We start from the raw sequence: 22602 nt of genomic DNA on the forward strand, positions 1-22602 counted from the left end.
ATGAGCAAGATCCTGATCCGTGGCGCGAAGGTACTCGGTGGCGAGGCGCAGGACGTCCTGATCGACGGCGAGACCATCGCCGAGGTCGGAGCGGACCTGTCCGCCGAGGGCGCGACCGTCATCGAGGCCGAGGGCCAGGTCCTCCTCCCCGGCCTCGTCGACCTCCACACCCACCTGCGCGAGCCCGGCCGCGAGGACTCCGAGACCGTCCTGACCGGCACCCGCGCCGCCGCCTCGGGCGGCTACACGGCCGTCTTCGCCATGGCGAACACCTTCCCCGTCGCCGACACCGCCGGCGTCGTCGAGCAGGTCTGGCGCCTGGGCAAGGAGTCCGGCTACTGCGACGTGCAGCCCATCGGCGCCGTCACCGTCGGCCTGGAGGGCAAGCAGCTCTCCGAGCTGGGCGCCATGCACGACTCCGCCGCCCGCGTCACCGTCTTCTCCGACGACGGCAAGTGCGTGGACGACGCGGTGATCATGCGCCGCGCCCTGGAGTACGTGAAGGCCTTCGGCGGCGTCGTCGCCCAGCACGCCCAGGAGCCCCGCCTGACCGAGGGCGCCCAGATGAACGAGGGCGTCGTCTCCGCCGAGCTCGGCCTGGGCGGCTGGCCGGCCGTCGCGGAGGAGTCGATCATCGCCCGCGACGTCCTCCTCGCCGAGCACGTCGGCTCCCGCGTGCACATCTGCCACCTCTCCACCGCCGGCTCCGTCGAGATCGTCCGCTGGGCCAAGTCCCGCGGCATCGACGTCACCGCCGAGGTCACCCCGCACCACCTCCTCCTCACCGACGAGCTGGTCCGCTCGTACAACGCGGTCTACAAGGTCAACCCGCCGCTGCGCACCGAGCGCGACGTGACGGCCCTGCGCGAGGCGCTCGCCGACGGCACGATCGACATCGTCGCCACCGACCACGCCCCGCACCCGCACGAGGACAAGGACTGCGAGTGGGCCGCGGCCGCCATGGGCATGGTCGGCCTGGAGACCGCGCTCTCCGTCGTCCAGCAGACGATGGTGGAGACCGGGCTGCTCGACTGGGCGGGCGTCGCCGAGCGCATGTCCTTCGCCCCGGCGCGGATCGGCGGCCTGGAGAACCACGGACGCCCCGTCTCGGCAGGTGAACCCGCGAACCTGACCTTGGTCGATACCTCGTACCGTGGTGTCGTGGACCCCGCACACTTCGCCTCCCGCAGCCGCAACACGCCTTACGAGGGCCGTGAGCTGCCGGGACGCGTCACTCACACCTTCCTGCGGGGCCGGGCAACGGTCGTGGACGGGAAACTGGCGTGACACCTGCAGTGATCCAACTGGCCGCAGAGGCTGCCGAGCGACAGTCGGCGGAGGTGACGGACTGGGGCGCACGCATCGCGTGGGTGGTCGGTCTCCTCGTCTTCATCGCCTTCGTGTACTGGCTGATGCGGCAGGGCTGGAAATGGCGCGGCGCCCTGCAGAGCGATCTGCCGGAGCTGCCCGCCGCCCCCGACGGACTCCCCGAGCACCGGCTGGCCTTGACCGGCCGGTACCACGGGTCCACCACCGCAGGGCAGTGGCTCGACCGGATCGTCGCCCACGGTCTGGGGGTGCGCAGCCGGGTCGAGCTCACGCTCACCGACGCGGGCCTCGACGTGGTCCGTCCGGGTGCCACCGACTTCTTCGTACCGGCCGCGCAGCTGCGCGGCGCCCGCCTCGACAAGGGAATCGCGGGCAAGGTACTCACCGAGGGCGGTCTCCTCGTCGTCACCTGGGCGCACGGCGACAAGCTGATCGACTCCGGATTCCGCTCCGACCGCGCGGCCGAACACGCCGCCTGGGTCGAAGCCATCAATCTCATGAACCAATCCATCACGACGGAAGGCGCCGAACGATGACGACCTCCACCAGGGGAGCAGCCAAAGCTCCCGCCGTACTCGTCCTGGAGGACGGTCGGATCTTCCGCGGCCGCGCCTACGGCGCTGTGGGGGAGACCTTCGGCGAGGCCGTGTTCTCCACCGGCATGACCGGCTACCAGGAGACCCTCACCGACCCGTCGTACCACCGGCAGGTCGTCGTGATGACCGCCCCGCACGTGGGCAACACCGGCGTCAACGACGAGGACCCCGAGTCCTCCCGCATCTGGGTCGCCGGCTACGTCGTACGCGACCCCGCCCGCGTCCCGTCCAACTGGCGCTCGCAGCGCTCGCTGGACGAGGAGCTGGTCAAGCAGGGCGTCGTCGGGATCTCGGGCATCGACACCCGCGCGCTCACCCGCCACCTGCGCGAGCGGGGCGCGATGCGCGTCGGCATCTTCTCCGGCGAGGCCGTCATGGACGACGCCGTGCTGCTGGCGAAGGTCCAGGACGCCCCGCAGATGAAGGGCGCGAACCTCTCCGCCGAGGTCGCCACCAAGGAGGCGTACGTCGTCCCCGCGATCGGCGAGAAGAAGTTCACCGTCGCCGCCGTCGACCTCGGCATCAAGGGCATGACCCCGCACCGGATGGCCGAGCGCGGCATCGAGGTCCACGTCCTGCCCGCCACCGCGACCGTCGAGGACGTGTACGCGGTCGACCCGGACGGCGTGTTCTTCTCCAACGGCCCGGGCGACCCGGCCACCGCCGACGGCCCCGTCGCGGTCATGCAGGGCGTCCTGGAGCGCAAGACGCCGCTGTTCGGCATCTGCTTCGGCAACCAGATCCTGGGCCGCGCGCTCGGTTTCGGGACGTACAAGCTGAAGTACGGCCACCGCGGCATCAACCAGCCGGTGCAGGACCGCACCACCGGCAAGGTCGAGGTCACCGCGCACAACCACGGCTTCGCCGTCGACGCGCCCCTCGACAAGGTGTCCGAGACGCCCTACGGCCGCGCCGAGGTCTCGCACGTCTGCCTGAACGACCAGGTCGTGGAAGGCCTCCAGCTGCTCGACCAGCCGGCCTTCTCCGTCCAGTACCACCCCGAAGCGGCAGCCGGCCCGCACGACGCCGCCTACCTCTTCGACCGCTTCGTAACCCTGATGGAGGCCGAGCGTGCCTAAGCGCACCGATATCCAGTCCGTCCTGGTCATCGGCTCCGGCCCGATCGTCATCGGACAGGCCGCCGAGTTCGACTACTCCGGCACCCAGGCCTGCCGCATCCTCAAGGCCGAGGGCCTGCGGGTCATCCTGGTGAACTCCAACCCCGCCACGATCATGACCGACCCGGAGATCGCCGACGCCACGTACGTCGAGCCGATCACCCCCGAGTTCGTCGAGAAGATCATCGCGAAGGAGCGCCCCGACGCGCTGCTGCCGACCCTCGGCGGCCAGACCGCGCTCAACACCGCCATCTCCATGCACGAGCAGGGTGTGCTGGAGAAGTACGGCGTCGAGCTCATCGGCGCCAACGTCGAGGCCATCAACAAGGGCGAGGACCGCGACCTCTTCAAGGGCGTCGTCGAGGCCGTCAAGGCCAAGATCGGCTACGGCGAGTCCGCCCGCTCGGTGATCTGCCACTCGATGGAGGACGTCCTGGCGGGCGTCGAGACGCTCGGCGGCTACCCCGTCGTCGTGCGCCCCTCCTTCACCATGGGCGGCGCCGGCTCCGGCTTCGCCCACGACGAGGAGGAGCTGCGCCGCATCGCCGGCCAGGGCCTGACGCTCTCCCCGACCACCGAGGTGCTCCTGGAGGAGTCCATCCTCGGCTGGAAGGAGTACGAGCTGGAGCTGATGCGCGACACCAAGGACAACGTGGTGGTCGTCTGCTCCATCGAGAACTTCGACCCGATGGGCGTCCACACCGGCGACTCCATCACCGTCGCCCCGGCCATGACGCTGACCGACCGCGAGTACCAGCGCCTGCGCGACATCGGCATCGCGATCATCCGCGAGGTCGGCGTCGACACCGGCGGCTGCAACATCCAGTTCGCGATCGACCCGGCCGACGGCCGCGTCATCGTCATCGAGATGAACCCGCGCGTCTCGCGTTCCTCGGCGCTCGCCTCGAAGGCCACCGGCTTCCCGATCGCCAAGATCGCCGCCAAGCTGGCCATCGGCTACACCCTCGACGAGGTCCCCAACGACATCACCGAGAAGACGCCGGCCTCGTTCGAGCCCACCCTCGACTACGTCGTGGTCAAGGCCCCGCGCTTCGCCTTCGAGAAGTTCCCGGCCGCCGACGCCACCCTCACCACCACCATGAAGTCGGTGGGCGAGGCCATGGCGATCGGCCGCAACTTCACCGAGGCCCTCCAGAAGGCCCTGCGCTCCCTGGAGAAGAAGGGCTCGCAGTTCACCTTCGTCGGCCCCGTCGGCGACAAGGACGAGCTGCTCGCCACCGCGGTGCGTCCGACCGACGGCCGCATCAACACCGTCATGCAGGCGATCCGCGCCGGCGCCACCCCGGAGGAGGTCTTCGAGTCCACGAAGATCGACCCCTGGTTCGTCGACCAGCTCTTCCTGATCAAGGAGATCGCCGACGAGCTGGCCGCCGCCGAGAAGCTCCACCCCGAGCTGCTCGCCGAGGCCAAGCGGCACGGCTTCTCCGACGCCCAGATCGCCGAGATCCGGGGCCTGCGCGAGGACGTCGTGCGCGAGGTCCGCCACGCGCTGGGCGTCCGCCCGGTCTACAAGACGGTCGACACCTGCGCCGCCGAGTTCGCCGCGAAGACCCCGTACTTCTACTCCTCCTACGACGAGGAGTCCGAGGTCGCGCCCCGCGAGAAGCCCGCGGTGATCATCCTGGGCTCCGGCCCGAACCGCATCGGCCAGGGCATCGAGTTCGACTACTCCTGCGTCCACGCCTCCTTCGCGCTTCACGACGCCGGCTACGAGACCGTGATGGTCAACTGCAACCCGGAGACCGTCTCCACCGACTACGACACCTCCGACCGCCTGTACTTCGAGCCGCTGACGCTCGAAGACGTGCTGGAGATCGTCCACGCCGAATCGCTGGCCGGCCCCATCGCCGGTGTCGTCGTCCAGCTCGGCGGCCAGACCCCCCTGGGCCTCGCCCAGGCCCTCAAGGACAACGGCGTCCCGGTCGTCGGCACCCCGCCGGAGGCCATCCACGCCGCCGAGGACCGCGGCGCGTTCGGCCAGGTCCTCGCCGAGGCCGGCCTGCCCGCCCCCAAGCACGGCACCGCCACCACGTTCGCGGGCGCGAAGGCCATCGCCGACGAGATCGGCTACCCGGTCCTGGTGCGTCCCTCGTACGTGCTCGGCGGCCGCGGCATGGAGATCGTCTACGACGAGGAGCGGCTGTCCTCGTACATCGCCGAATCCACCGAGATCTCCCCGACCCGCCCGGTCCTGGTCGACCGCTTCCTCGACGACGCCATCGAGATCGACGTCGACGCCCTGTACGACGGCACCGAGCTCTACCTCGGCGGCGTCATGGAGCACATCGAGGAAGCCGGCATCCACTCCGGCGACTCGGCCTGCGCCCTGCCCCCGATCACCCTCGGCGGCTTCGACATCAAGCGCCTGCGCGCCTCCACCGAGGCCATCGCCAAGGGCGTCGGCGTACGCGGCCTGATCAACATCCAGTTCGCGATGGCGGGCGACATCCTCTACGTCCTGGAGGCCAACCCGCGCGCCTCCCGGACCGTCCCCTTCACCTCGAAGGCCACCGCGGTCCCGCTCGCCAAGGCCGCCGCCCGCATCTCGCTGGGCGCCACCATCGCCGAGCTGCGCGAAGAGGGCATGCTCCCCAGGAACGGCGACGGCGGCACCCTGCCGCTGGACGCGCCGATCTCCGTCAAGGAGGCCGTCATGCCGTGGTCGCGCTTCCGCGACATCCACGGCCGCGGCGTCGACACCGTCCTCGGCCCGGAGATGCGCTCCACCGGCGAGGTCATGGGCATCGACACGGTCTTCGGCACCGCCTACGCCAAGTCGCAGGCCGGCGCCTACGGCCCGCTGCCCACCAAGGGCCGCGCGTTCATCTCGGTCGCCAACCGCGACAAGCGCTCGATGATCTTCCCGGCGCGCGAGCTCGTCAACCACGGCTTCGAGCTGATGGCCACCTCCGGTACCGCCGAGGTCCTGCGCCGCAACGGCATCAACGCCACCGTCGTGCGCAAGCTCAGCGAGGGCGAGGGCCCCGGCGGCGAGAAGACCATCGTCCAGCTCATCCACGACGGCCAGGTCGACCTGATCGTCAACACCCCGTACGGAACCGGCGGCCGCCTCGACGGCTACGAGATCCGTACGGCGGCCGTCGCCCGCGGGGTCCCGTGCCTGACCACGGTCCAGGCGCTCGCCGCGGCCGTCCAGGGCATCGACGCGCTGAACCACGGAGACGTGGGCGTGCGCTCGCTCCAGGAGCACGCGGAGCAGCTGACCGCGGCCCGCGACTAGCCAGCCGTACGAGGAGGGGGACACGGACGCACCATGCGCGTCGGTGTCCCCCTCGTCATGAGCGCACAAGGGATCTTCTCGACATGTACAAACTCTTCTTCAACCTGGTCTTCAAGCGGATGGACCCGGAGCAGGCCCACTACCTGGCCTTCCGCTGGATCCGGCTCGCGGCCCGCACCCCCGTCCTGCGCACCTTCGCGGCGGCCGCCCTGGCCCCCCGGTACGAGGAGCTGCGCACCGAGGCGCTCGGCCTGCGCATGCACGGCCCCTTCGGCCTCGCGGCCGGGTTCGACAAGAACGCCGTCGCCATCGACGGCATGTCGATGCTCGGCTTCGACCACATCGAGATCGGCACGGTCACGGCGCAGGCGCAGCCGGGCAACCCCAAGAAGCGGCTGTTCCGGCTCGTGCCGGACCGCGCGCTGATCAACCGCATGGGCTTCAACAACGAGGGCTCCGCGGCCGTGGCGGCCCGCCTGGGGGCCCGCCTGCCCGTCTTCAAGACGGTCGTGGGCGTCAACATCGGCAAGACCAAGATCGTGCCGGAGGAGGAGGCGGTGGCGGACTACGTCGCCTCCACCGAGCGCCTGGCCCGCCACGCGGACTACCTCGTCGTGAACGTCTCCTCGCCGAACACGCCCGGCCTGCGCAACCTCCAGGCCACCGAGTCCCTGCGCCCGCTCCTGACGGCCGTACGGGAGGCCGCGGACCGCACCGTGACCGACCGCCGCGTCCCGCTGCTCGTCAAGATCGCCCCGGACCTCGCCGACGAGGACGTGGACGCGGTCGCCGACCTGGCCCTGGAGCTCGGCCTGGACGGCATCATCGCCACCAACACCACCATCGCCCGCGAGGGCCTCGGCCTGAAGTCGGCCCCGGAGCTCGTGAAGGAGACCGGCGGCCTGTCCGGCGCCCCGGTCAAGGAGCGCTCCCTGGAGGTCCTGCGCCGCCTGTACGCCCGGGTGGGCGACCGCCTGGTGCTGGTGGGCGTCGGGGGCATCGAGAACGCCGAGGACGCCTGGCAGCGCATCCTGGCCGGCGCCACCCTGATCCAGGGCTACAGCGCGTTCATCTACGAGGGCCCGTTCTACGCCCGCGCGATCCACAAGGGCCTGGCCGCGCGCCTGGCCGTCTCCCCGTACGCGACCCTCGCCGAGGCCGTCGGCGCCGAAACCCGGAAGGCCACGCAGTGACCGAGACCCCCGTGAGCCAGACGCCCGTGACCGGGGCCGTGACCCCCTTCGGCACCCGCCTGCGCGCGGCGATGGACGCGCGCGGCCCGCTGTGCGTCGGCATCGACCCGCACGCGGCCCTGCTCTCGTCCTGGGGCCTGAACGACGACATCGCGGGCCTGGAGACGTTCTCCCGCACGGTCGTCGAGGCGCTGGCCGACTCGGTGGCCGTCTTCAAGCCCCAGGCGGCCTTCTTCGAGCGCTTCGGCTCCAAGGGCATCGCGGTGCTGGAGCGGACCGTGGCCGACGCCCGGGCCGCCGGCACGCTGGTCGTGATGGACGCCAAGCGCGGGGACATCGGCTCGACGATGGCCGCGTACGCCCAGACCTTCCTGGAGCCCTCCTCCCCGCTGTTCTCCGACGCCCTGACGGTCTCCCCGTACCTGGGCTACGGCTCGCTGGAGCCGGCGGTGGACCTCGCGCGCCGCTCGGGAGCCGGTCTGTTCGTCCTCGCGCTCACCTCGAACCCGGAGGGGGCCGAGGTCCAGCGCGCCGTGCGCGAGGACGGCCGCACCATCGGCGCGACGATGCTCGGCCACCTCGCGCGGGAGAACGCGGGAGCGTCCCCGATGGGCTCGTTCGGAGCGGTGGTCGGCGCCACGCTCGGCGACCTGTCCTCCTTCGACCTGGACATCAACGGTCCGCTGCTGGCCCCCGGCATCGGCGCGCAGGGCGCGACGGCGGCCGACCTCCCGGCGGTCTTCGGCCCGGCCGTCCGCAATGTGGTCCCGAACGTCTCGCGGGGTGTGCTGAAGCACGGTCCGGACGCCGCCGCCCTGCGCGCCTCGGCGACCCGGTTCGCGGACGAAATCCGCGCGGCGGTCTCCGCCTGAGCACCTCGCGTCGTACGGGCTGACGAAAATCGAACGTCTTTCCCCGGACAAAACCGGGGTGGTTTGTCCGTGATGTACGGTTCAGTGGAGGCTGACCAGGACTTTTCGTCCGTTCTCGCTGACTGGAGCGGTCATGGCCGCTAGTCTCCGATCAGAGTGACGAGCAGCGAACGAGTTCCACCGCTGTTCGGGCATTCGCCTGGTGTGGCGCCTTCGGGCTCCCCACTGGTCCGTATCCGACAGTTCGACATCCGAGGTGACGTAGGCGTGGCTCTTCCGCCCCTTACCCCTGAACAGCGCGCAGCCGCGCTCGAAAAGGCCGCCGCGGCTCGCCGGGAGCGGGCCGAGGTGAAGAATCGACTCAAGCACTCCGGCGCCTCGCTCCAAGAGGTCATCAAGACGGGCCAGGAGAACGACGTCATCGGCAAGATGAAGGTCTCCGCCCTGCTGGAGTCCCTGCCTGGCGTGGGCAAGGTCCGCGCCAAGCAGATCATGGAGCGCCTCGGCATCTCCGAGTCCCGGCGTGTCCGAGGTCTCGGTTCCAACCAGATCGCGTCTCTGGAGCGTGAGTTCGGCACTCCTGCCGGCTGACGCGTTGCCTGAAGTTCTCCCGGCGTTCTCAGGCAGTCCCGAGAACCTGGATAATCGCTCTATGGCAGCAGAGGTTCGTCCGCGGCTGACCGTGCTCTCCGGCCCCTCGGGGGTCGGCAAGAGCACGGTCGTCGCGCATATGCGCAAGGTCCACCCCGAGGTATGGCTCTCGGTGTCGGCCACCACCCGCAAGCCGCGGCCCGGTGAGCGACACGGAGTCCACTACTTCTTCGTCAACGACGACGAGTTCGACAAGCTGATCGCCAACGGCGAGCTGCTGGAGTGGGCCGAGTTCGCGGGCAACCGCTACGGCACACCGCGCGGCGCGGTGGTGGAGCGACTGGAGAACGGCGAGCCCGTCCTCCTGGAGATCGACCTCCAGGGCGCGCGGCTCGTCCGCGATTCCATGCCCGACGCCCAGCTCGTCTTCCTCGCGCCGCCCAGCTGGGACGAGCTGGTCCGTCGGCTCACCGGCCGCGGCACCGAATCGGCCGAGGTCATCCAGCGCAGGCTGGAGTCCGCCAAGGTCGAGCTCGCTGCCGAGTCCGAGTTCGACACCACCCTGGTGAACACCTCCGTCGAGGACGTGGCGCGCGAGCTGCTAGCCTTGATGGAAGTTGTCTGATCGTTGATCGATGTTCATTTCGATCAATGCTTGATCTTTCACCCATTCTTCGGAAGGTAGAGCGTGTCCTCTTCCATCACTGCGCCCGAGGGCATCATCAACCCGCCGATCGACGAGCTGCTCGAGGCCACGGACTCGAAGTACAGCCTCGTGATCTACGCGGCCAAGCGGGCGCGTCAGATCAACGCGTACTACTCGCAGCTCGGTGAGGGCCTGCTGGAGTACGTCGGCCCGCTGGTGGACACCCACGTCCACGAGAAGCCGCTTTCGATCGCGCTGCGCGAGATCAACGCGGGTCTGCTGACCTCCGAGGCCATCGAGGCCCCGGCCCAGTAAGGCACCGAGAATTCCTTTCACCACAGGCCCGGCAGAACATCTGCCGGGCCTGTGGTGTGTCATAGACACGTACGACGATCAGCGAGAGAGGGCGTGTGCGGTGGGTAAGCCGAAGGTCGTGCTCGGAGTCAGCGGCGGGATCGCCGCCTACAAGGCGTGCGAGCTGCTGCGCCGGCTCACCGAGTCCGGGCACGAGGTACGGGTCGTCCCCACGGCGGCGTCCCTGAACTTCGTGGGCGAGGCCACCTGGGCCGCCCTCTCCGGCAACCCGGCGGGCACCGAGGTCTGGGAGACCGTCCACGAGGTCCCGCACGTGCGCATCGGGCAGGGCGCCGACCTGGTCGTCGTCGCCCCCGCCACCGCCGACGTGCTCGCCAAGGCCGCCCACGGCCTCGCCGACGACCTGCTCACCAACACGCTGCTCACCGCGCGCTGCCCGGTGGTGTTCGCCCCCGCCATGCACACCGAGATGTGGGAGCACCCCGCCACCCAGGAGAACGTGGCGACGCTGCGCCGCCGCGGGGCCGTCGTCATCGAGCCCGCCGTGGGCCGGCTCACCGGCAAGGACACGGGCAAGGGCCGGCTGCCCGACCCCGAGGAGATCTTCGAGGTGTGCCGCAGGGTCCTGGCCCGCGGCGTGGCCGGGCCCGACCTGGCCGGCCGGCACGTGGTGATCAGCGCCGGCGGGACGCGCGAGCCCCTCGACCCGGTCCGCTTCCTGGGCAACCGCTCCTCCGGCAAGCAGGGCTACGCGCTGGCCCGCGCCGCCGCCGCCCGCGGGGCCCGGGTCACCCTCGTGGCCGCCAACACGGCCCTGGCCGACCCGGCCGGGGTGGACGTCGTACGGGTCGGGACGGCCGTACAGCTGCGCGAGGCCGTGCTCAAGGCGGCGGCGGACGCCGACGCCGTGGTGATGGCCGCGGCCGTGGCCGACTTCCGTCCGGCCGAGTACGCCAGCGGCAAGATCAAGAAGAAGGACGGGCAGGATCCGGCCCCCGTGGCGCTCGTCCGCAACCCCGACGTCCTCGCCGAGATCTCGGCCGAGCGGGCCAGGGAAGGCCAGGTCGTGGTCGGTTTCGCCGCCGAAACGGACGACGTGCTCGCGAACGGCCGGGCCAAACTGCTCCGCAAGGGGTGTGATCTTCTCGTCGTGAACGAGGTCGGCGAAACGAAGACCTTCGGTTCGGAGGAGAACGAGGCGGTCATTCTGGGCTCCGATGGGACCGAGACCCCGGTCCCCTATGGTCCGAAGGAGGCGTTGGCCGAGGTGATATGGGATCGGATCGCCCCGCGACTCGCCCCCCGACGCGCCTGAGCGACGGCTCTTCTCGTAGCGGATTCCATGAGCCAGAATGGAGTGCCGCAGGTCACATGGCTCCCATTGGGCGAGACAGGTGGTCCGGCAAACGGTGGCGACCGATAAACTGCATTCGGAACGTGATCGGGCGCAGCCCCCGGTGTGGTTCCGCCAAATGATCAGCCAGCAGCCGCTGCAACCCCAGGGAGCGTTGTGTCCCGTCGCCTGTTCACCTCGGAGTCCGTCACCGAGGGTCACCCCGACAAGATCGCTGACCAGATCAGCGACACGATCCTCGACGCACTTCTCACCGAGGACCCGACCTCGCGTGTGGCCGTGGAGACCCTCATCACCACCGGTCTCGTCCACATCGCCGGTGAGGTGACGACGAAGGCGTACGCGCCGATCGCGCAGCTCGTCCGCGACAAGATCCTCGAGATCGGTTACGACTCCTCGAAGAAGGGCTTCGACGGCGCCTCCTGCGGCGTGTCGGTGTCCATCGGCGCGCAGTCCCCGGACATCGCGCAGGGCGTCGACACCGCGTACGAGAAGCGGGTCGAGGGCGACGAGGACGAGCTCGACAAGCAGGGCGCAGGCGACCAGGGCCTGATGTTCGGCTACGCGTGCGACGAGACCCCCGAGCTCATGCCGCTCCCGATCCACATCGCGCACCGGCTCTCGCGCCGCCTGTCCGAGGTCCGCAAGAACGGGACCATCCCGTACCTGCGCCCCGACGGCAAGACCCAGGTCACCATCGAGTACGACGGCGACAAGGCCGTCCGCCTCGACACCGTCGTCGTGTCCTCGCAGCACGCCTCGGACATCGACCTGGACTCGCTGCTCGCCCCGGACATCCGCGAGTTCGTCGTCGAGCACGTGCTGGCCCAGCTCGTCGAGGACGGCATCAAGCTCGACACCGAGGGCTACCGCCTGCTGGTCAACCCGACCGGCCGCTTCGAGATCGGCGGCCCGATGGGCGACGCCGGCCTCACCGGCCGCAAGATCATCATCGACACGTACGGCGGCATGGCCCGCCACGGCGGCGGCGCCTTCTCGGGCAAGGACCCGTCCAAGGTCGACCGCTCCGCCGCGTACGCCATGCGCTGGGTCGCCAAGAACGTGGTCGCCGCCGGCCTCGCCTCGCGCTGCGAGGTCCAGGTCGCGTACGCCATCGGCAAGGCCGAGCCCGTCGGCCTCTTCGTCGAGACCTTCGGCACCGCCAAGGTGGAGGTCCAGAAGATCGAGGACGCGATCGGCCAGGTCTTCGACCTCCGTCCCGCCGCGATCATCCGCGACCTCGACCTGCTGCGCCCGATCTACGCCCAGACCGCCGCGTACGGCCACTTCGGCCGCGAGCTGCCGGACTTCACCTGGGAGCGCACCGACCGCGTGGACGCGCTGCGCGCGGCCGCCGGCCTGTAAGACCCCCGCGTACCGCGCGTACGCAGCCCTGCGGCCCCGGACCTCCTGGTCCGGGGCCGTACTGCGTGGGCGCCACCGCGCCGCCCGTCACCGCGCCCACCGCCACCGCGGCTCCGCTGTCGGTGGCGTTTGGTATGAATGCAGCTGTGAGCAGCGAGAACGAATCCGAGCCGACGGGCCCCGCGGGCGCCCGGCCGGAGCAGCTCGCGCTGATGCGGGAGATGGTCGCCGAGGCGAAGGCCAAGGCGCCCAAGGCCAAGCCGCGCACCTGGCGCGGGGCCGCCGTCGCCGAGGAACTGCCCGTGGCTCGCGTCCTCGTCAACAAGGGCGTCCTCCACCTCGACCGGCTCTTCGACTACGCCGTCCCGGCCGAGCTGTCCGAGGCGGCCCGGCCCGGCGTCCGCGTCCGGGTCCGCTTCGGAGCCGGCGGCCACCGGGTGCACGGCGGGCGCCGCGAGGGCGGCGGGCTCATCGACGGGTTCATCGTCGAGCGGCGCGCCGAGTCCGACTACGACGGAGCCCTCGCCGCCCTCGCCCAGGTCGTCTCGCCCGAGGTCGTCCTCGGCCCGTCGCTGCTCGCCCTCGCCCGGGCCGTCGCCGACCGGTACGCCGGCAGCCTGGCTGACGTGCTCCAGCTCGCCCTGCCCGCGCGCAGCGCGCGCGCCGAGGCCAAGCCCTCGCCCGAGCCGCTGCCCCCGCCCGCCGTCCCCGAACCGGGCGGGTGGGTGCGGTACGGGGCCGGCCCCGCCTTCCTGCGGGCGCTGGCCACCGGCGGCACCCCGCGGGCGGTGTGGACGGCGCTGCCCGGCCCCGGCTGGGCCGACGAGCTGGCCCGGGCCATGGCCGCCACCCTCGCCTCCGGCCGCGGCGCCCTCGCCGTCGTCCCCGACGGGCGCTCCGCCGCACGGGTCGACGCCGCGCTCACCGCCCTGCTCGGCGAAGGCCGGCACGCGCTGCTCACCGCGGAGTCCGGCCCCGAGAAGCGCTACCGCCAGTGGCTCGCCGTGAGCCGTGGTTCGGTGCGCGCCGTCGTCGGCACCCGGGCCGCGATGTTCGCGCCCGTACGGGACCTCGGGCTGGTCGCCGTCTGGGACGACGGGGACTCCAGCCACAGCGAGGACCGCGCCCCCTTCCCGCACGTGCGGGAGGTACTGGAGCTGCGCGCGCTGAGCGACGGCTGCGGATTCCTCGCCGGGAGCACCAGCTGCACCGTCGAAGCCGCGCAGCTGGTCGAGTCGGGCTGGGCGCGGCCGCTCGTCGCCGACCGCGAGACGGTACGGGCCTGCGCGCCCCGGATCCGGACCGTCGGCGACGAACTCCTGGCCCGGGACGAGGCGGCCCGCGCCGCGCGGCTGCCCAGCCTGGCCTGGGAGACCGTACGGGAGGGGCTGAAGTCCGGGCCGGTGCTCGTCCAGGTGCCGCGCCGCGGCTACGCCCCGCGGCTGGCGTGCGAGCGCTGCCGCACCCCCGCCCGCTGCACGGTCTGCGCGGGACCGCTGGAAGCCCCCGACGCGCGGGACCTGCACTGCGGGTGGTGCGGGCGGCAGGAGGGCGCCTGGCACTGCGAGGAGTGCGGGTCGTTCCGGCTGCGCGCCCAGGTGGTGGGCGCCCGGCGGACCGCCGAGGAGCTCGGCCGGGCCTTCCCGGCGGTGCCCGTACGGACCTCGGGGCGCGACCACATCCTGGACGAGGTGCCGGACCGGCCCGCGCTGGTGGTGTGCACCCCGGGGGCCGAGCCGGTCGCGGCGGGCGCAGGGTACGCGGCGGCCCTGCTGCTGGACGGCTGGGCGATGCTGAGCCGGCCCGACCTGCGGGCGGGGGAGGAGGCGCTGCGCCGGTGGATCGCGGCCGCCTCGCTGGTCCGGGGGGAGGGGCAGGTCGTGGTGGTCGCGGAGCCCACGCTGCGGCCGGTCCAGGCCCTGGTGCGGTGGGATCCGGTGGGCCATGCCGTACGGGAGCTGGCGGAGCGGGCCCAGCTCGGGTTCCCGCCGGTGTCCCGGATGGCGGCCGTGGCCGGCCGCGGCGAAGCGGTGGAGGCCTTCCTGGCCGGAGCCGGGTTGCCGCCGGACGCGGAGGTGCTGGGTCCGGTCCCGGTGCCCGGGCGGCGCGGGGAGCCCTCGCCGGGCGACCGGGCCCTGGTCCGGGTCCCGCCGGGCAGCGGGGCCGCGCTGGCGGCGGCCCTGAAGTCGGCCCAGGCGGCGCGGCTGGCCCGCGGGGTCCCGGCGTCGGAGGCGGTCCGGGTCAGGATCGATCCGCCGGACATCGGCTGAGGGCGGCGGAGCGCCCCGGAGCCGGGCCCGTGCAGCCGAACGCCCCCGGCGGGACGGGGTGTCCCGCCGGGGGCGGTGGTCGGCGGACCGGCCGTCGCAGAGTCGGCGTCCCGGCGGCCGGCCCGCGGATCAGCCGTTGCGCGGGCCCGGGAACGCTGCCGCGGAGCGGGGGACGGGCGCGGACGCGGCCTGGGGCTCCTCGCGCAGCGGTTGCGGCGGCACCGAACGGGCCGCGGGGACCGTGGGCAGCGGCCCGAGGGTCCGCGTGGTCGTTCCCTCGGCCAGCGGCTCCGCCGACTCCGCGGCCTGGGCCCGCCGGGCCCCGTACCGCCGGTGGACGGCCTGCTTGGTGACGCCGAGCGCGGAACCCACGGCGTCCCACGAGAAACCGAGCGAGCGGTCGAAGTCCACCGCTGCGGTCACCAGCGTCTCGACGCTGTCCCGCAGCTCCTGCGCGAGACGTACGGTGGGTGCGGGGGCCCGGCCGTAGACGACGAAGCCCGTGGAGGGACCGGAGCGGCGCGGGCGGTACACGTTGCCGAGCTGGGCGGTGAGCGTACGCAGAGCATCCACCTGCCGGCGAACCCGCTCGATGTCCCGCACCAGGAGGTGCAGGCTGGCCCGTGCTTGGGCGTCGTGGGTGGCGTGGTCGGCCATGAAGAAGCCTCTCGAACCGGTGCTGAAGAGCGGATCGGGCCGCAGACACCGATCTCATCGCGCGGCCCGGTTTCGGTCAATCTCTCTTGACCAACGCGCCAAACGGCACTGAAGTCACGCACCGGGGGCGTGTCGGCATATGCGAGAGGCGCGCGTGTGTGCGTACGCCCCCTGACGGGGCGTCGGGAGCCCCTCCACGGCCCGTGGGTGGGCCCTGCGGCCGTCGGCCGGGCCCCGTCCACCGGCCCGGGCGGCCCGGGCGGCGCGGGGACCATAGACTGGTGCGCTGCTGACAGCCGAGATAGCGAGGTAGGACCCCAGTGAAGCTCGTCTTCGCAGGCACCCCCGAGGTCGCCGTGCCCGCCCTGGACGCCCTCATCGCCTCCGGGCGGCACGAGGTCGCGGCGGTCATCACCCGGCCCGACGCCCCGGCCGGCCGCGGCCGCCGGCTGGTCGCCAGCCCGGTCGCCGAGCGCGCCGAAGAGGCCGGCATCGAGATCCTCAAGCCCGCCCGGCCGCGCGACCCGGAGTTCCAGGCCCGGCTGCGCGAGATCGGCCCGGACTGCTGCCCGGTCGTCGCGTACGGCGCGCTGATCCCCAAGAGCGCCCTGGAGATCCCCCGGCACGGCTGGGTCAACCTGCACTTCTCGCTGCTGCCCGCGTGGCGCGGGGCCGCCCCCGTCCAGCACTCGATCATGGGTGGCGACCAGGTCACCGGCGCCTCCACCTTCCTCATCGAGGAGGGCCTGGACACCGGACCCGTCTACGGGCACCTCACCGAGGAGATCCGGCCCACCGACACCAGCGGCGACCTGCTGACCCGCCTCGCCTTCGCCGGCTCCGGCCTGCTCGCCGCCACCATGGACGGCATCGAGGACGGCACCCTGCGCGCCGTCGAGCAGCCCGCCGACGGGGTCTCGATCGCGCCCAAGATCACCGTCGAGGACGCCCGGATCGACTGGAACGCCCCCGCGATGCGCGCCGACCGCGTGGTGCGCGGCTGCACCCCCGCGCCCGGTGCGTGGACCGTCTTCCGCGGGGAGCGGCTCAAGATCATCTCCGTCGGCCTGGTCACCGACCGCACCGACCTGGCGCCCGGCGAGCTCGCCCCGGCCAAGAACAACGTCCACGTCGGCACCGGCTCGCACGCCGTGGAGCTGCTCTGGGTGCAGCCGCAGGGCAAGAAGCCGATGCGCGGGGCCGACTGGGCGCGCGGGGTGCGGATCGCTCCCGGCGAGCGCCTCGGCGGCGCCGACGTAGGCTGATCCGTACCGGCCCACCGGCCGGCCCCGTCCCGAGCCCGCCCCCGTCAGCCGCACCTCGTACACCCCGTAAACCCGGAGCACCTTTCACGTGAGCGATCAGTCCCGTCCCCCGCGCAGCGCCGCAGGCCAGCGGCAGGCCAAGCCGTACCGCCGCCCCAAGAAGGACCCCGTACGGCTGCTGGCCTTCGAGGCGCTTCGGGCGGTGGACGAGCGCGACGCGTACGCGAACCTCGTCCTGCCCCCGCTGCTGCGCAAGGCCCGCCAGACCGAGGGCTTCGAGGCGCGGGACGCGGCGCTGGCCACCGAGCTCGTCTACGGGACGCTGCGCCGCCAGGGTACGTACGACGCGGTCATCAAGGCCTGCATCGACCGGCCCCTGCGGGAGGTGGACCCGCCGGTGCTGGACGTGCTCTCGCTCGGCGCCCACCAGCTGCTGGGAACGCGGATCCCGCCGCACGCGGCGGTGTCGGCCAGTGTGGAGCTGGCCCGCGTGGTGCTCGGGGACGGGCGCGCCAAGTTCGTGAACGCCGTCCTGCGCAAGATCGCCGCGCACGATCTGGACGGCTGGCTGGAGCGCGTGGCCCCGCCGTACGAGGAGGACGCCGAGGAGCACCTCGCGGTGTACCACTCGCACCCGAGGTGGGTCGTCAGCGCCCTGTGGGACGCCCTGGGCGGCGGCCGGGCCGGTATCGAGGACCTCCTCGAAGCCGACAACGAACGGCCCGAGGTCACGCTGGTGGCGCGGCCCGGGCGGTCCACGACCGACGAACTGGTGGAGGCGCTCGGCGAGGACTCGGCGCTGCCGGGGCGCTGGTCGCCGTACGCGGTGCGGATGGCCGAGGGCGGCGAGCCCGGCGCGCTGGAGGCGGTGCGCGACGGGCGCGCCGGCGTCCAGGACGAGGGCAGCCAGCTGGTGGCGATGGCCCTCGCGGCCGCACCCGTCGAGGGCCGCGACGAGCGCTGGCTGGACGGCTGCGCGGGACCCGGCGGCAAGGCGGCCCTGCTGGGAGCCCTGGCGGCGCAGCGCGGGGCGTTCCTGCTGGCCTCCGAGAAGCAGCCGCACCGGGCGCGGCTCGTGGAGCGCGCCCTGGCCGGCAACCCCGGCCCGTACCAGGTCATCGCGGCGGACGGCACCCGGCCGCCGTGGCGGCCCGGCTCCTTCGACCGGGTCCTGATGGACGTCCCCTGCTCCGGGCTGGGCGCGCTGCGCCGCCGCCCGGAGGCCAGGTGGCGGCGGCGCCCCGAGGACCTGGAGGGCTTCGCGCCGCTCCAGCGCGCGCTGCTGCGGGAGGCCCTGTCGGCGGTCCGGGTGGGCGGGCTCGTGGGCTACGCGACCTGCTCCCCGCACCTGGCCGAGACCCGGGTCGTGGTGGACGACGTCCTGCGCGGCCGGGGCGCGGGCGCCTCGCCGGTGGACGCCGAACTGATCGACGCCAGGCCGTACATGGGGGGCGTCCCGGCCCTGGGTGACGGCCCGGACGTACAGCTGTGGCCGCACCTGCACGGTACGGACGCGATGTACCTGGCGCTGATCCGGCGCACGGGATAGGTACGGGCCGTGGCGGGCGCGACGCCCCTCGACGGCCCGGGCACCGCGGAGGGCTGAGGCCCCGGGGCCGGGGCGGAGGGGAGCGGGCGGGGCCCAGTTGCGGGGTCGTGGCCGGAAGTGCGTCACGGCATGGCAGGCTTGGGGCATGGCCGCTCAGATTTATCCCAGCATCCTGTCCGCCGACTTCGCCCGGCTCGCCGAAGAGGCGAAGGCCGTCGAGGGGGCCGACTGGCTGCATGTCGATGTCATGGACAACCATTTCGTCCCGAACCTCACCCTCGGTATGCCCGTCGTGGAGTCCCTGAGCCGCGCCACGGACATCCCGCTGGACCTGCACCTCATGATCGAGGACCCGGACCGCTGGGCCCCCCAGTACGTCGAGGCCGGCGCCGGGTCGGTCACCTTCCACGCCGAGGCCGCCGCCGCGCCCGTGCGGCTCGCGCGGGAGATCCGGGCCAAGGGGGCCCGGGCGTCCATGGCGCTCAAGCCCGCCACGCCGATCGAGCAGTACGAGGACATCCTCCCCGAGCTCGACATGCTGCTGATCATGACGGTCGAGCCCGGCTTCGGCGGCCAGCCCTTCCTCGACATCATGCTCCCCAAGATCCGCCGTACCCGGGAGCTCATCGCCAAGCACGGCCTGGAGCTGTGGCTCCAGGTCGACGGCGGGGTCTCGGCCACGACGATCGAGCGGTGCGCCGAGGCCGGCGCCGACGTGTTCGTCGCCGGAAGCGCGGTCTACGGGGCGGTCGACCCGGCCGCGGCCGTACGCACCCTGCGGGAGCAGGCGGACGTCGCGATTGCCGCGGCGCCCTGGGCGTGCGCCCACTGAAACGAGAGTTGGTGAACAGCTCGGTGAACGGGAGCTGTCCAGGCTGATCAACGGCCGCCGGATCTGACAGGATGAACGGCGAGTCGAGAGTGTGAACAGCAGTGAGGAGAACGCGGTGTCTGCAATGTCGGCGGGACGGTCAGCCCTGCGGATGGGACCCGCGGAGCTGGTGCAGGCGGCGGCCATGGCGCGCCGCTTCTACCTGGAGGGCAAGTCCAAGATCCAGATCGCCGAGGAGTTCGGCGTGAGCCGCTTCAAGGTGGCCCGGGTCCTGGAGACCGCCCTCGAACGCGACCTCGTACGGATCGAGATCCGGGTGCCGGCCGAGCTCGACGCCGAGCGCTCCGACGCGCTGCGGGCGCGGTACGGGCTGCGGCACGCGGTGGTCGTGGAGTCCCCGGCCGACGCGACCGAGGACGCGCCGGACCCGGAGAACCTGGGCGCGGTCGCCGCCGACCTGCTCGGCGAGCTCGTCAACGAGGGCGACGTACTGGGCCTCGCGTGGGGGCGGTCGACCATCCACATGGCCGCCTCCCTGCACCGGCTGCCGCAGTGCACCGTGGTGCAGCTGACGGGCGTGTACGACGCCGGTACGGCCGAGCGCGGGTCCGTGGAGGCCGTGCGGCGCGCGGCCCAGGTCTCGGGCGGCGACGCGCACCCGATCTACGCGCCGATGCTGCTCCCGGACCCGGCGACCGCGGCCGCGCTGCGCAACCAGACGGGGATCGCCCGCGCCTTCGAGTACTTCGACAAGGTGACGGTGGCCGCGGTCTCGATCGGCTCCTGGGAGCCGGGGATCTCGACCGTCCACGACATGCTCACGGACGAGGAGCGGGCGCACTACGCCTCGCTCGGCGTCGCGGCCGAGATGTCCGCCCATCTGTTCGACGCGGAGGGGCGGCGCGTGGGCCGGGACCTCGGCGAGCGCTGCATCACCGTCGAGGCGGACCGGCTGCGCCGGATCCCCGAGGTCGTGGCCATCGCGGGCGGGCTGCGCAAGGCGTCCGCGATCGGGGCGGTGCTCCGCTCCGGGCTGGTGACGAGCCTGGTCACCGACACGGCGGTCGCGGACTACCTGCTGACCGAGTCGGAGCCGGGGCTGCGGCCGGCGCTGGAGCGCGCAGACCCGGACGACTGAGTCCTCCCGATCGGATCGCGGTCCCCGGTGACACCCCCGCGCCGCCGCCCGGCCCGGGCCCGGAGCGGGTCCTGGGGTGGATGGTGCCGTAATTGAGATCCGAACGGCGGCCCGTGCGGGGGGCTGTGGGGCGCATACTGGTCTCAATGACAAAGTCAGCAGTACCTCGCCGCCATTTGCCGTCCAGCCCGTTCAAGGCCCCCGTGGAACCGCCGCTCCGGCAGTTCAGCGTCGGCGACCGGGTCTCTCACGATGAGCACGGCCTCGGCCGTGTCGTCGGTATCGAGGAGGGGATCGCTGTCCTGGTCGACTTCGGGTCGGTCCAGAAGAGAATTCTGAGTCCTTACACCAAGATGTCCGCGCTCTGAGGCCGTCGCCGTCCGACTGCCGTCACCGGAGGGTCGGGCGGGCGGGCGATTCGCGAGCGAATCGGATGTTTGGCACGATCGGTGCATGATCTTCAGGGACGTGCCCCGGTCGTTGCTGCGTTGCGTCGTGGGCGCGGTCTTCCTTTGCGTCGCGCTGGTGGGCGCGGCGGGGTGCGGTGGGCAGAGCGCTGCGCCGTCCGCTGCAGCATCGGCTTCCGTGCCCGGCCCTACGGTGCCGGGCTCTTCCGTGTCGCCGCCCGCCTGGGCCAGGGGGATGGCGACCGTACGGGCGGACGCGCTGCCGGCGCAGGCGCGTGAGGTGCTCGTGCTCATCGACCAGGGCGGGCCGTACGCGTACCGGCAGGACGGCACCGTCTTCGGGAACTTCGAGAAGGTCCTCCCGAAGCAGAAGCGCGGCTACTACCACGAGTTCACGGTGAGGACGCCGGGGGAGCGCGACCGCGGGGCGCGGCGGATCGTGACCGGTGAGGGTGGGGAGTTCTACTACACGGACGACCACTACGAGACCTTCAAGGCGGTCCTGCTATGACCCTGGATCCGCGACCGCCCGGGCCGGCGCTGGCCGCCGCCGAGGAGGCGGGCTGGACGACGCTCCGGGTGGACCTGGCCGGTGTGCGCGGCAAGGCGGAGCTCTTGCGTCGCTGGGGGGCGGCGCTGTCCGTGCCGTCGTGGTTCGGGGGGAACTGGGACGCGCTGGGGGACGCGCTGATCGACCTGTCCTGGCTGCCGCAGGCGCCGGGGCGGCTGGTGGTGGTGACGTCCTGGCGGTCGTACGCGGATGCCAGGCCCAGGGAGTGGGAGACGTTGCAGGAGGTCGTGGAGGCGGCCGTCCAGTGGTGGCGGGAGGCCGGGAGCGGGGCGCTGGACGTCGTCGTGGCGCAGGAGCCGCGCGCCGGCGGGGGCGCCGCGCCGAGGGCGTCCCGGCCGTGATCCGGGGCCGGACGTGAGAGTGGGGCAGAGGCCTCGCCACTGCCCCACGGGGTCTAGGGGGTGTCCGGGGCCCGGCACGCGAAAGCGGCCGGGGCCCGGACGCCCCCTAGCCCTTCGGGATCCACGGAGGTGTCTGGCCCCAGGACCAGACCGGGATCTTGGCCGCGTCCACCGGTGGGGGGTTGGGGCCCGAGTAGATCAGGGCCATGCGGGTGCCCCACTCGATGTAGTACGCGAACACCGCGCGGAATTCGGGGTCCGTCGGGAGGCCGACCTCGTCCGCCGTGTCCATCAGCAGGTCCACCCAGCGGCGGCGCTGCTTCTCCGTGATGCCCCGGCCCAGGTGCTTGGTGGCCATGTGCTGGTGGCCGCCGTGGTGGGCCGAGTACTCCGCCGGGCCGCCGAAGACCTCCGACAGCCAGACGGCGACGTGCTGGGGGTGCTCCGAGTCCATGCCCGCGAAGACCGGGGCCAGGATCTCGTCCTGCAGGGCGTGCGCGTAGAAGGCGTCCGTGAGGCGGTTCATCGCCTCCGCTCCGCCCATCCACTCGTAGATGGTGGGGGTGGTGCCGGGTGTGGTGCTCATGACTGGGGTGCGGCCTTTCCGGGGCCGGCCACGTCGGTGACGCGGTAGTGCTGCATCTCCTCGATGGCCTTCACGTACGGGCGGATCGCGCTGAAGAAGGCCGGGAAGTGCTCGCCCTTGCGGAATCCGTTGAGGTGGGCGTCGACCGACGTCCACCGGATGCGCAGGATGTAGCGCTCCCGGTCGTTCTCCTCCTCGCAGCGGGCCAGCTCGTAGTCGATGCACTCGGGTGACGCGGCCAGGGCCTGCGCGGCCTGCCGGTACGAGTCCTCGAAGGCCTGCTGGTCGCCCAATGCGATCCGGTAGCGGATGTATTCGACGGTGGTGGTCATGGGGCGTGCCTCT

22 protein-coding genes are annotated in these 22602 nt (G+C 72.3%); 19 read left to right on the forward strand and 3 right to left on the reverse strand.

All coding sequences use genetic code 11. The features are described from left to right. The 12 genes from CP980_RS27300 to CP980_RS27355 all read left to right on the forward strand — a co-directional run bounded on the left by CP980_RS27300 (position 1) and on the right by CP980_RS27355 (position 14911). Positions 1-1287 carry a dihydroorotase gene (locus tag CP980_RS27300; protein ID WP_132761159.1) on the forward strand — a complete coding sequence of 429 codons (1287 nt, stop codon included), beginning with the start codon at positions 1-3 and terminating at the stop codon, positions 1285-1287. Continuing rightward, positions 1284-1865: a PH-like domain-containing protein gene (locus CP980_RS27305; protein ID WP_123515372.1), complete on the forward strand. Its 582-nt coding sequence runs from the start codon at positions 1284-1286 to the stop codon at positions 1863-1865. Before CP980_RS27300 ends, CP980_RS27305 begins: the two co-directional genes overlap by 4 nt. Further along, positions 1862-3004, forward strand: coding sequence for a glutamine-hydrolyzing carbamoyl-phosphate synthase small subunit (gene carA, locus CP980_RS27310; protein ID WP_099893775.1), 1143 nt, complete (start codon positions 1862-1864; stop codon positions 3002-3004). The genes CP980_RS27305 and carA overlap by 4 nt, the downstream gene beginning before the upstream one ends. Continuing rightward, positions 2997-6305 carry a carbamoyl-phosphate synthase large subunit gene (carB, locus tag CP980_RS27315; RefSeq protein ID WP_150529273.1) on the forward strand — a complete coding sequence of 1103 codons (3309 nt, stop codon included), beginning with the start codon at positions 2997-2999 and terminating at the stop codon, positions 6303-6305. The genes carA and carB overlap by 8 nt, the downstream gene beginning before the upstream one ends. 83 nt (positions 6306-6388) lie before the next feature. Further along, positions 6389-7498, forward strand: a complete 1110-nt coding sequence (locus CP980_RS27320; protein WP_150529274.1) for a quinone-dependent dihydroorotate dehydrogenase — start codon at positions 6389-6391, stop codon at positions 7496-7498. 11 nt (positions 7499-7509) lie between these two features. After that, positions 7510-8370 (forward strand): orotidine-5'-phosphate decarboxylase, encoded by an 861-nt coding sequence (pyrF, locus tag CP980_RS27325; RefSeq protein ID WP_268257476.1) that lies wholly within the window; start codon positions 7510-7512, stop codon positions 8368-8370. Between the two features lie 267 nt (positions 8371-8637). Further along, a complete protein-coding gene (locus tag CP980_RS27330; RefSeq protein ID WP_008740406.1) occupies positions 8638-8961 on the forward strand; it encodes an integration host factor in 324 nt (107 codons plus the stop codon). A gap of 61 nt (positions 8962-9022) precedes the next feature. After that, positions 9023-9586 (forward strand): guanylate kinase, encoded by a 564-nt coding sequence (gene gmk / locus CP980_RS27335; RefSeq protein ID WP_099893778.1) that lies wholly within the window; start codon positions 9023-9025, stop codon positions 9584-9586. Positions 9587-9649: 63 nt separating this feature from the next. Further along, positions 9650-9922 carry a DNA-directed RNA polymerase subunit omega gene (gene rpoZ, locus CP980_RS27340; protein WP_004948662.1) on the forward strand — a complete coding sequence of 91 codons (273 nt, stop codon included), beginning with the start codon at positions 9650-9652 and terminating at the stop codon, positions 9920-9922. A gap of 100 nt (positions 9923-10022) precedes the next feature. After that, positions 10023-11237 carry a bifunctional phosphopantothenoylcysteine decarboxylase/phosphopantothenate--cysteine ligase CoaBC gene (gene coaBC / locus CP980_RS27345; RefSeq protein WP_150529275.1) on the forward strand — a complete coding sequence of 405 codons (1215 nt, stop codon included), beginning with the start codon at positions 10023-10025 and terminating at the stop codon, positions 11235-11237. A 195-nt stretch (positions 11238-11432) separates the two neighbouring features. Further along, entirely contained in the window at positions 11433-12641 is a 1209-nt protein-coding gene (gene metK / locus CP980_RS27350) for a methionine adenosyltransferase (RefSeq protein WP_030873691.1), read from the forward strand. A gap of 146 nt (positions 12642-12787) precedes the next feature. After that, complete coding sequence (locus CP980_RS27355; RefSeq protein ID WP_150529276.1) at positions 12788-14911, forward strand: primosomal protein N'; 2124 nt, start codon at positions 12788-12790, stop codon at positions 14909-14911. Positions 14912-15040: 129 nt separating this feature from the next. Here the strand turns inward: CP980_RS27355 and CP980_RS27360 are convergent, their stop codons facing one another. Further along, a complete protein-coding gene (locus tag CP980_RS27360; RefSeq protein WP_132761164.1) occupies positions 15041-15568 on the reverse strand; it encodes a hypothetical protein in 528 nt (175 codons plus the stop codon). A 320-nt stretch (positions 15569-15888) separates the two neighbouring features. Here CP980_RS27360 and fmt point away from each other — a divergent pair, with 320 nt between their 5' ends. From fmt to CP980_RS27395, 7 genes are all read left to right on the forward strand, one after another. Next, a complete protein-coding gene (fmt, locus tag CP980_RS27365) occupies positions 15889-16833 on the forward strand; it encodes a methionyl-tRNA formyltransferase (protein WP_132761165.1) in 945 nt (314 codons plus the stop codon). A gap of 88 nt (positions 16834-16921) precedes the next feature. Beyond that, entirely contained in the window at positions 16922-18382 is a 1461-nt protein-coding gene (locus CP980_RS27370) for an RsmB/NOP family class I SAM-dependent RNA methyltransferase (RefSeq protein WP_150529277.1), read from the forward strand. A gap of 145 nt (positions 18383-18527) precedes the next feature. After that, a complete protein-coding gene (gene rpe / locus CP980_RS27375) occupies positions 18528-19214 on the forward strand; it encodes a ribulose-phosphate 3-epimerase (RefSeq protein WP_099893784.1) in 687 nt (228 codons plus the stop codon). A gap of 124 nt (positions 19215-19338) precedes the next feature. Continuing rightward, positions 19339-20352, forward strand: coding sequence for a sugar-binding transcriptional regulator (locus tag CP980_RS27380; RefSeq protein WP_099893785.1), 1014 nt, complete (start codon positions 19339-19341; stop codon positions 20350-20352). Positions 20353-20498: 146 nt separating this feature from the next. Further along, complete coding sequence (locus CP980_RS27385) at positions 20499-20720, forward strand: CarD family transcriptional regulator (RefSeq protein ID WP_030157491.1); 222 nt, start codon at positions 20499-20501, stop codon at positions 20718-20720. A gap of 85 nt (positions 20721-20805) precedes the next feature. After that, entirely contained in the window at positions 20806-21270 is a 465-nt protein-coding gene (locus CP980_RS27390; RefSeq protein ID WP_150529278.1) for a guanyl-specific ribonuclease, read from the forward strand. Beyond that, positions 21267-21671, forward strand: coding sequence for a barstar family protein (locus CP980_RS27395; protein WP_150529279.1), 405 nt, complete (start codon positions 21267-21269; stop codon positions 21669-21671). Before CP980_RS27390 ends, CP980_RS27395 begins: the two co-directional genes overlap by 4 nt. A gap of 106 nt (positions 21672-21777) precedes the next feature. On the opposite strand, the gene CP980_RS36575 is transcribed toward CP980_RS27395, so the two are convergent. Beyond that, complete coding sequence (locus CP980_RS36575; protein ID WP_180291164.1) at positions 21778-22257, reverse strand: group II truncated hemoglobin; 480 nt, start codon at positions 22255-22257, stop codon at positions 21778-21780. After that, complete coding sequence (locus CP980_RS36580) at positions 22254-22589, reverse strand: putative quinol monooxygenase (protein WP_189999123.1); 336 nt, start codon at positions 22587-22589, stop codon at positions 22254-22256. The genes CP980_RS36575 and CP980_RS36580 overlap by 4 nt, the downstream gene beginning before the upstream one ends. Between the last annotated feature and the right edge of the window lie 13 nt (positions 22590-22602).

This window comes from Streptomyces vinaceus, assembly GCF_008704935.1.
Classification (GTDB): domain Bacteria; phylum Actinomycetota; class Actinomycetes; order Streptomycetales; family Streptomycetaceae; genus Streptomyces; species Streptomyces vinaceus.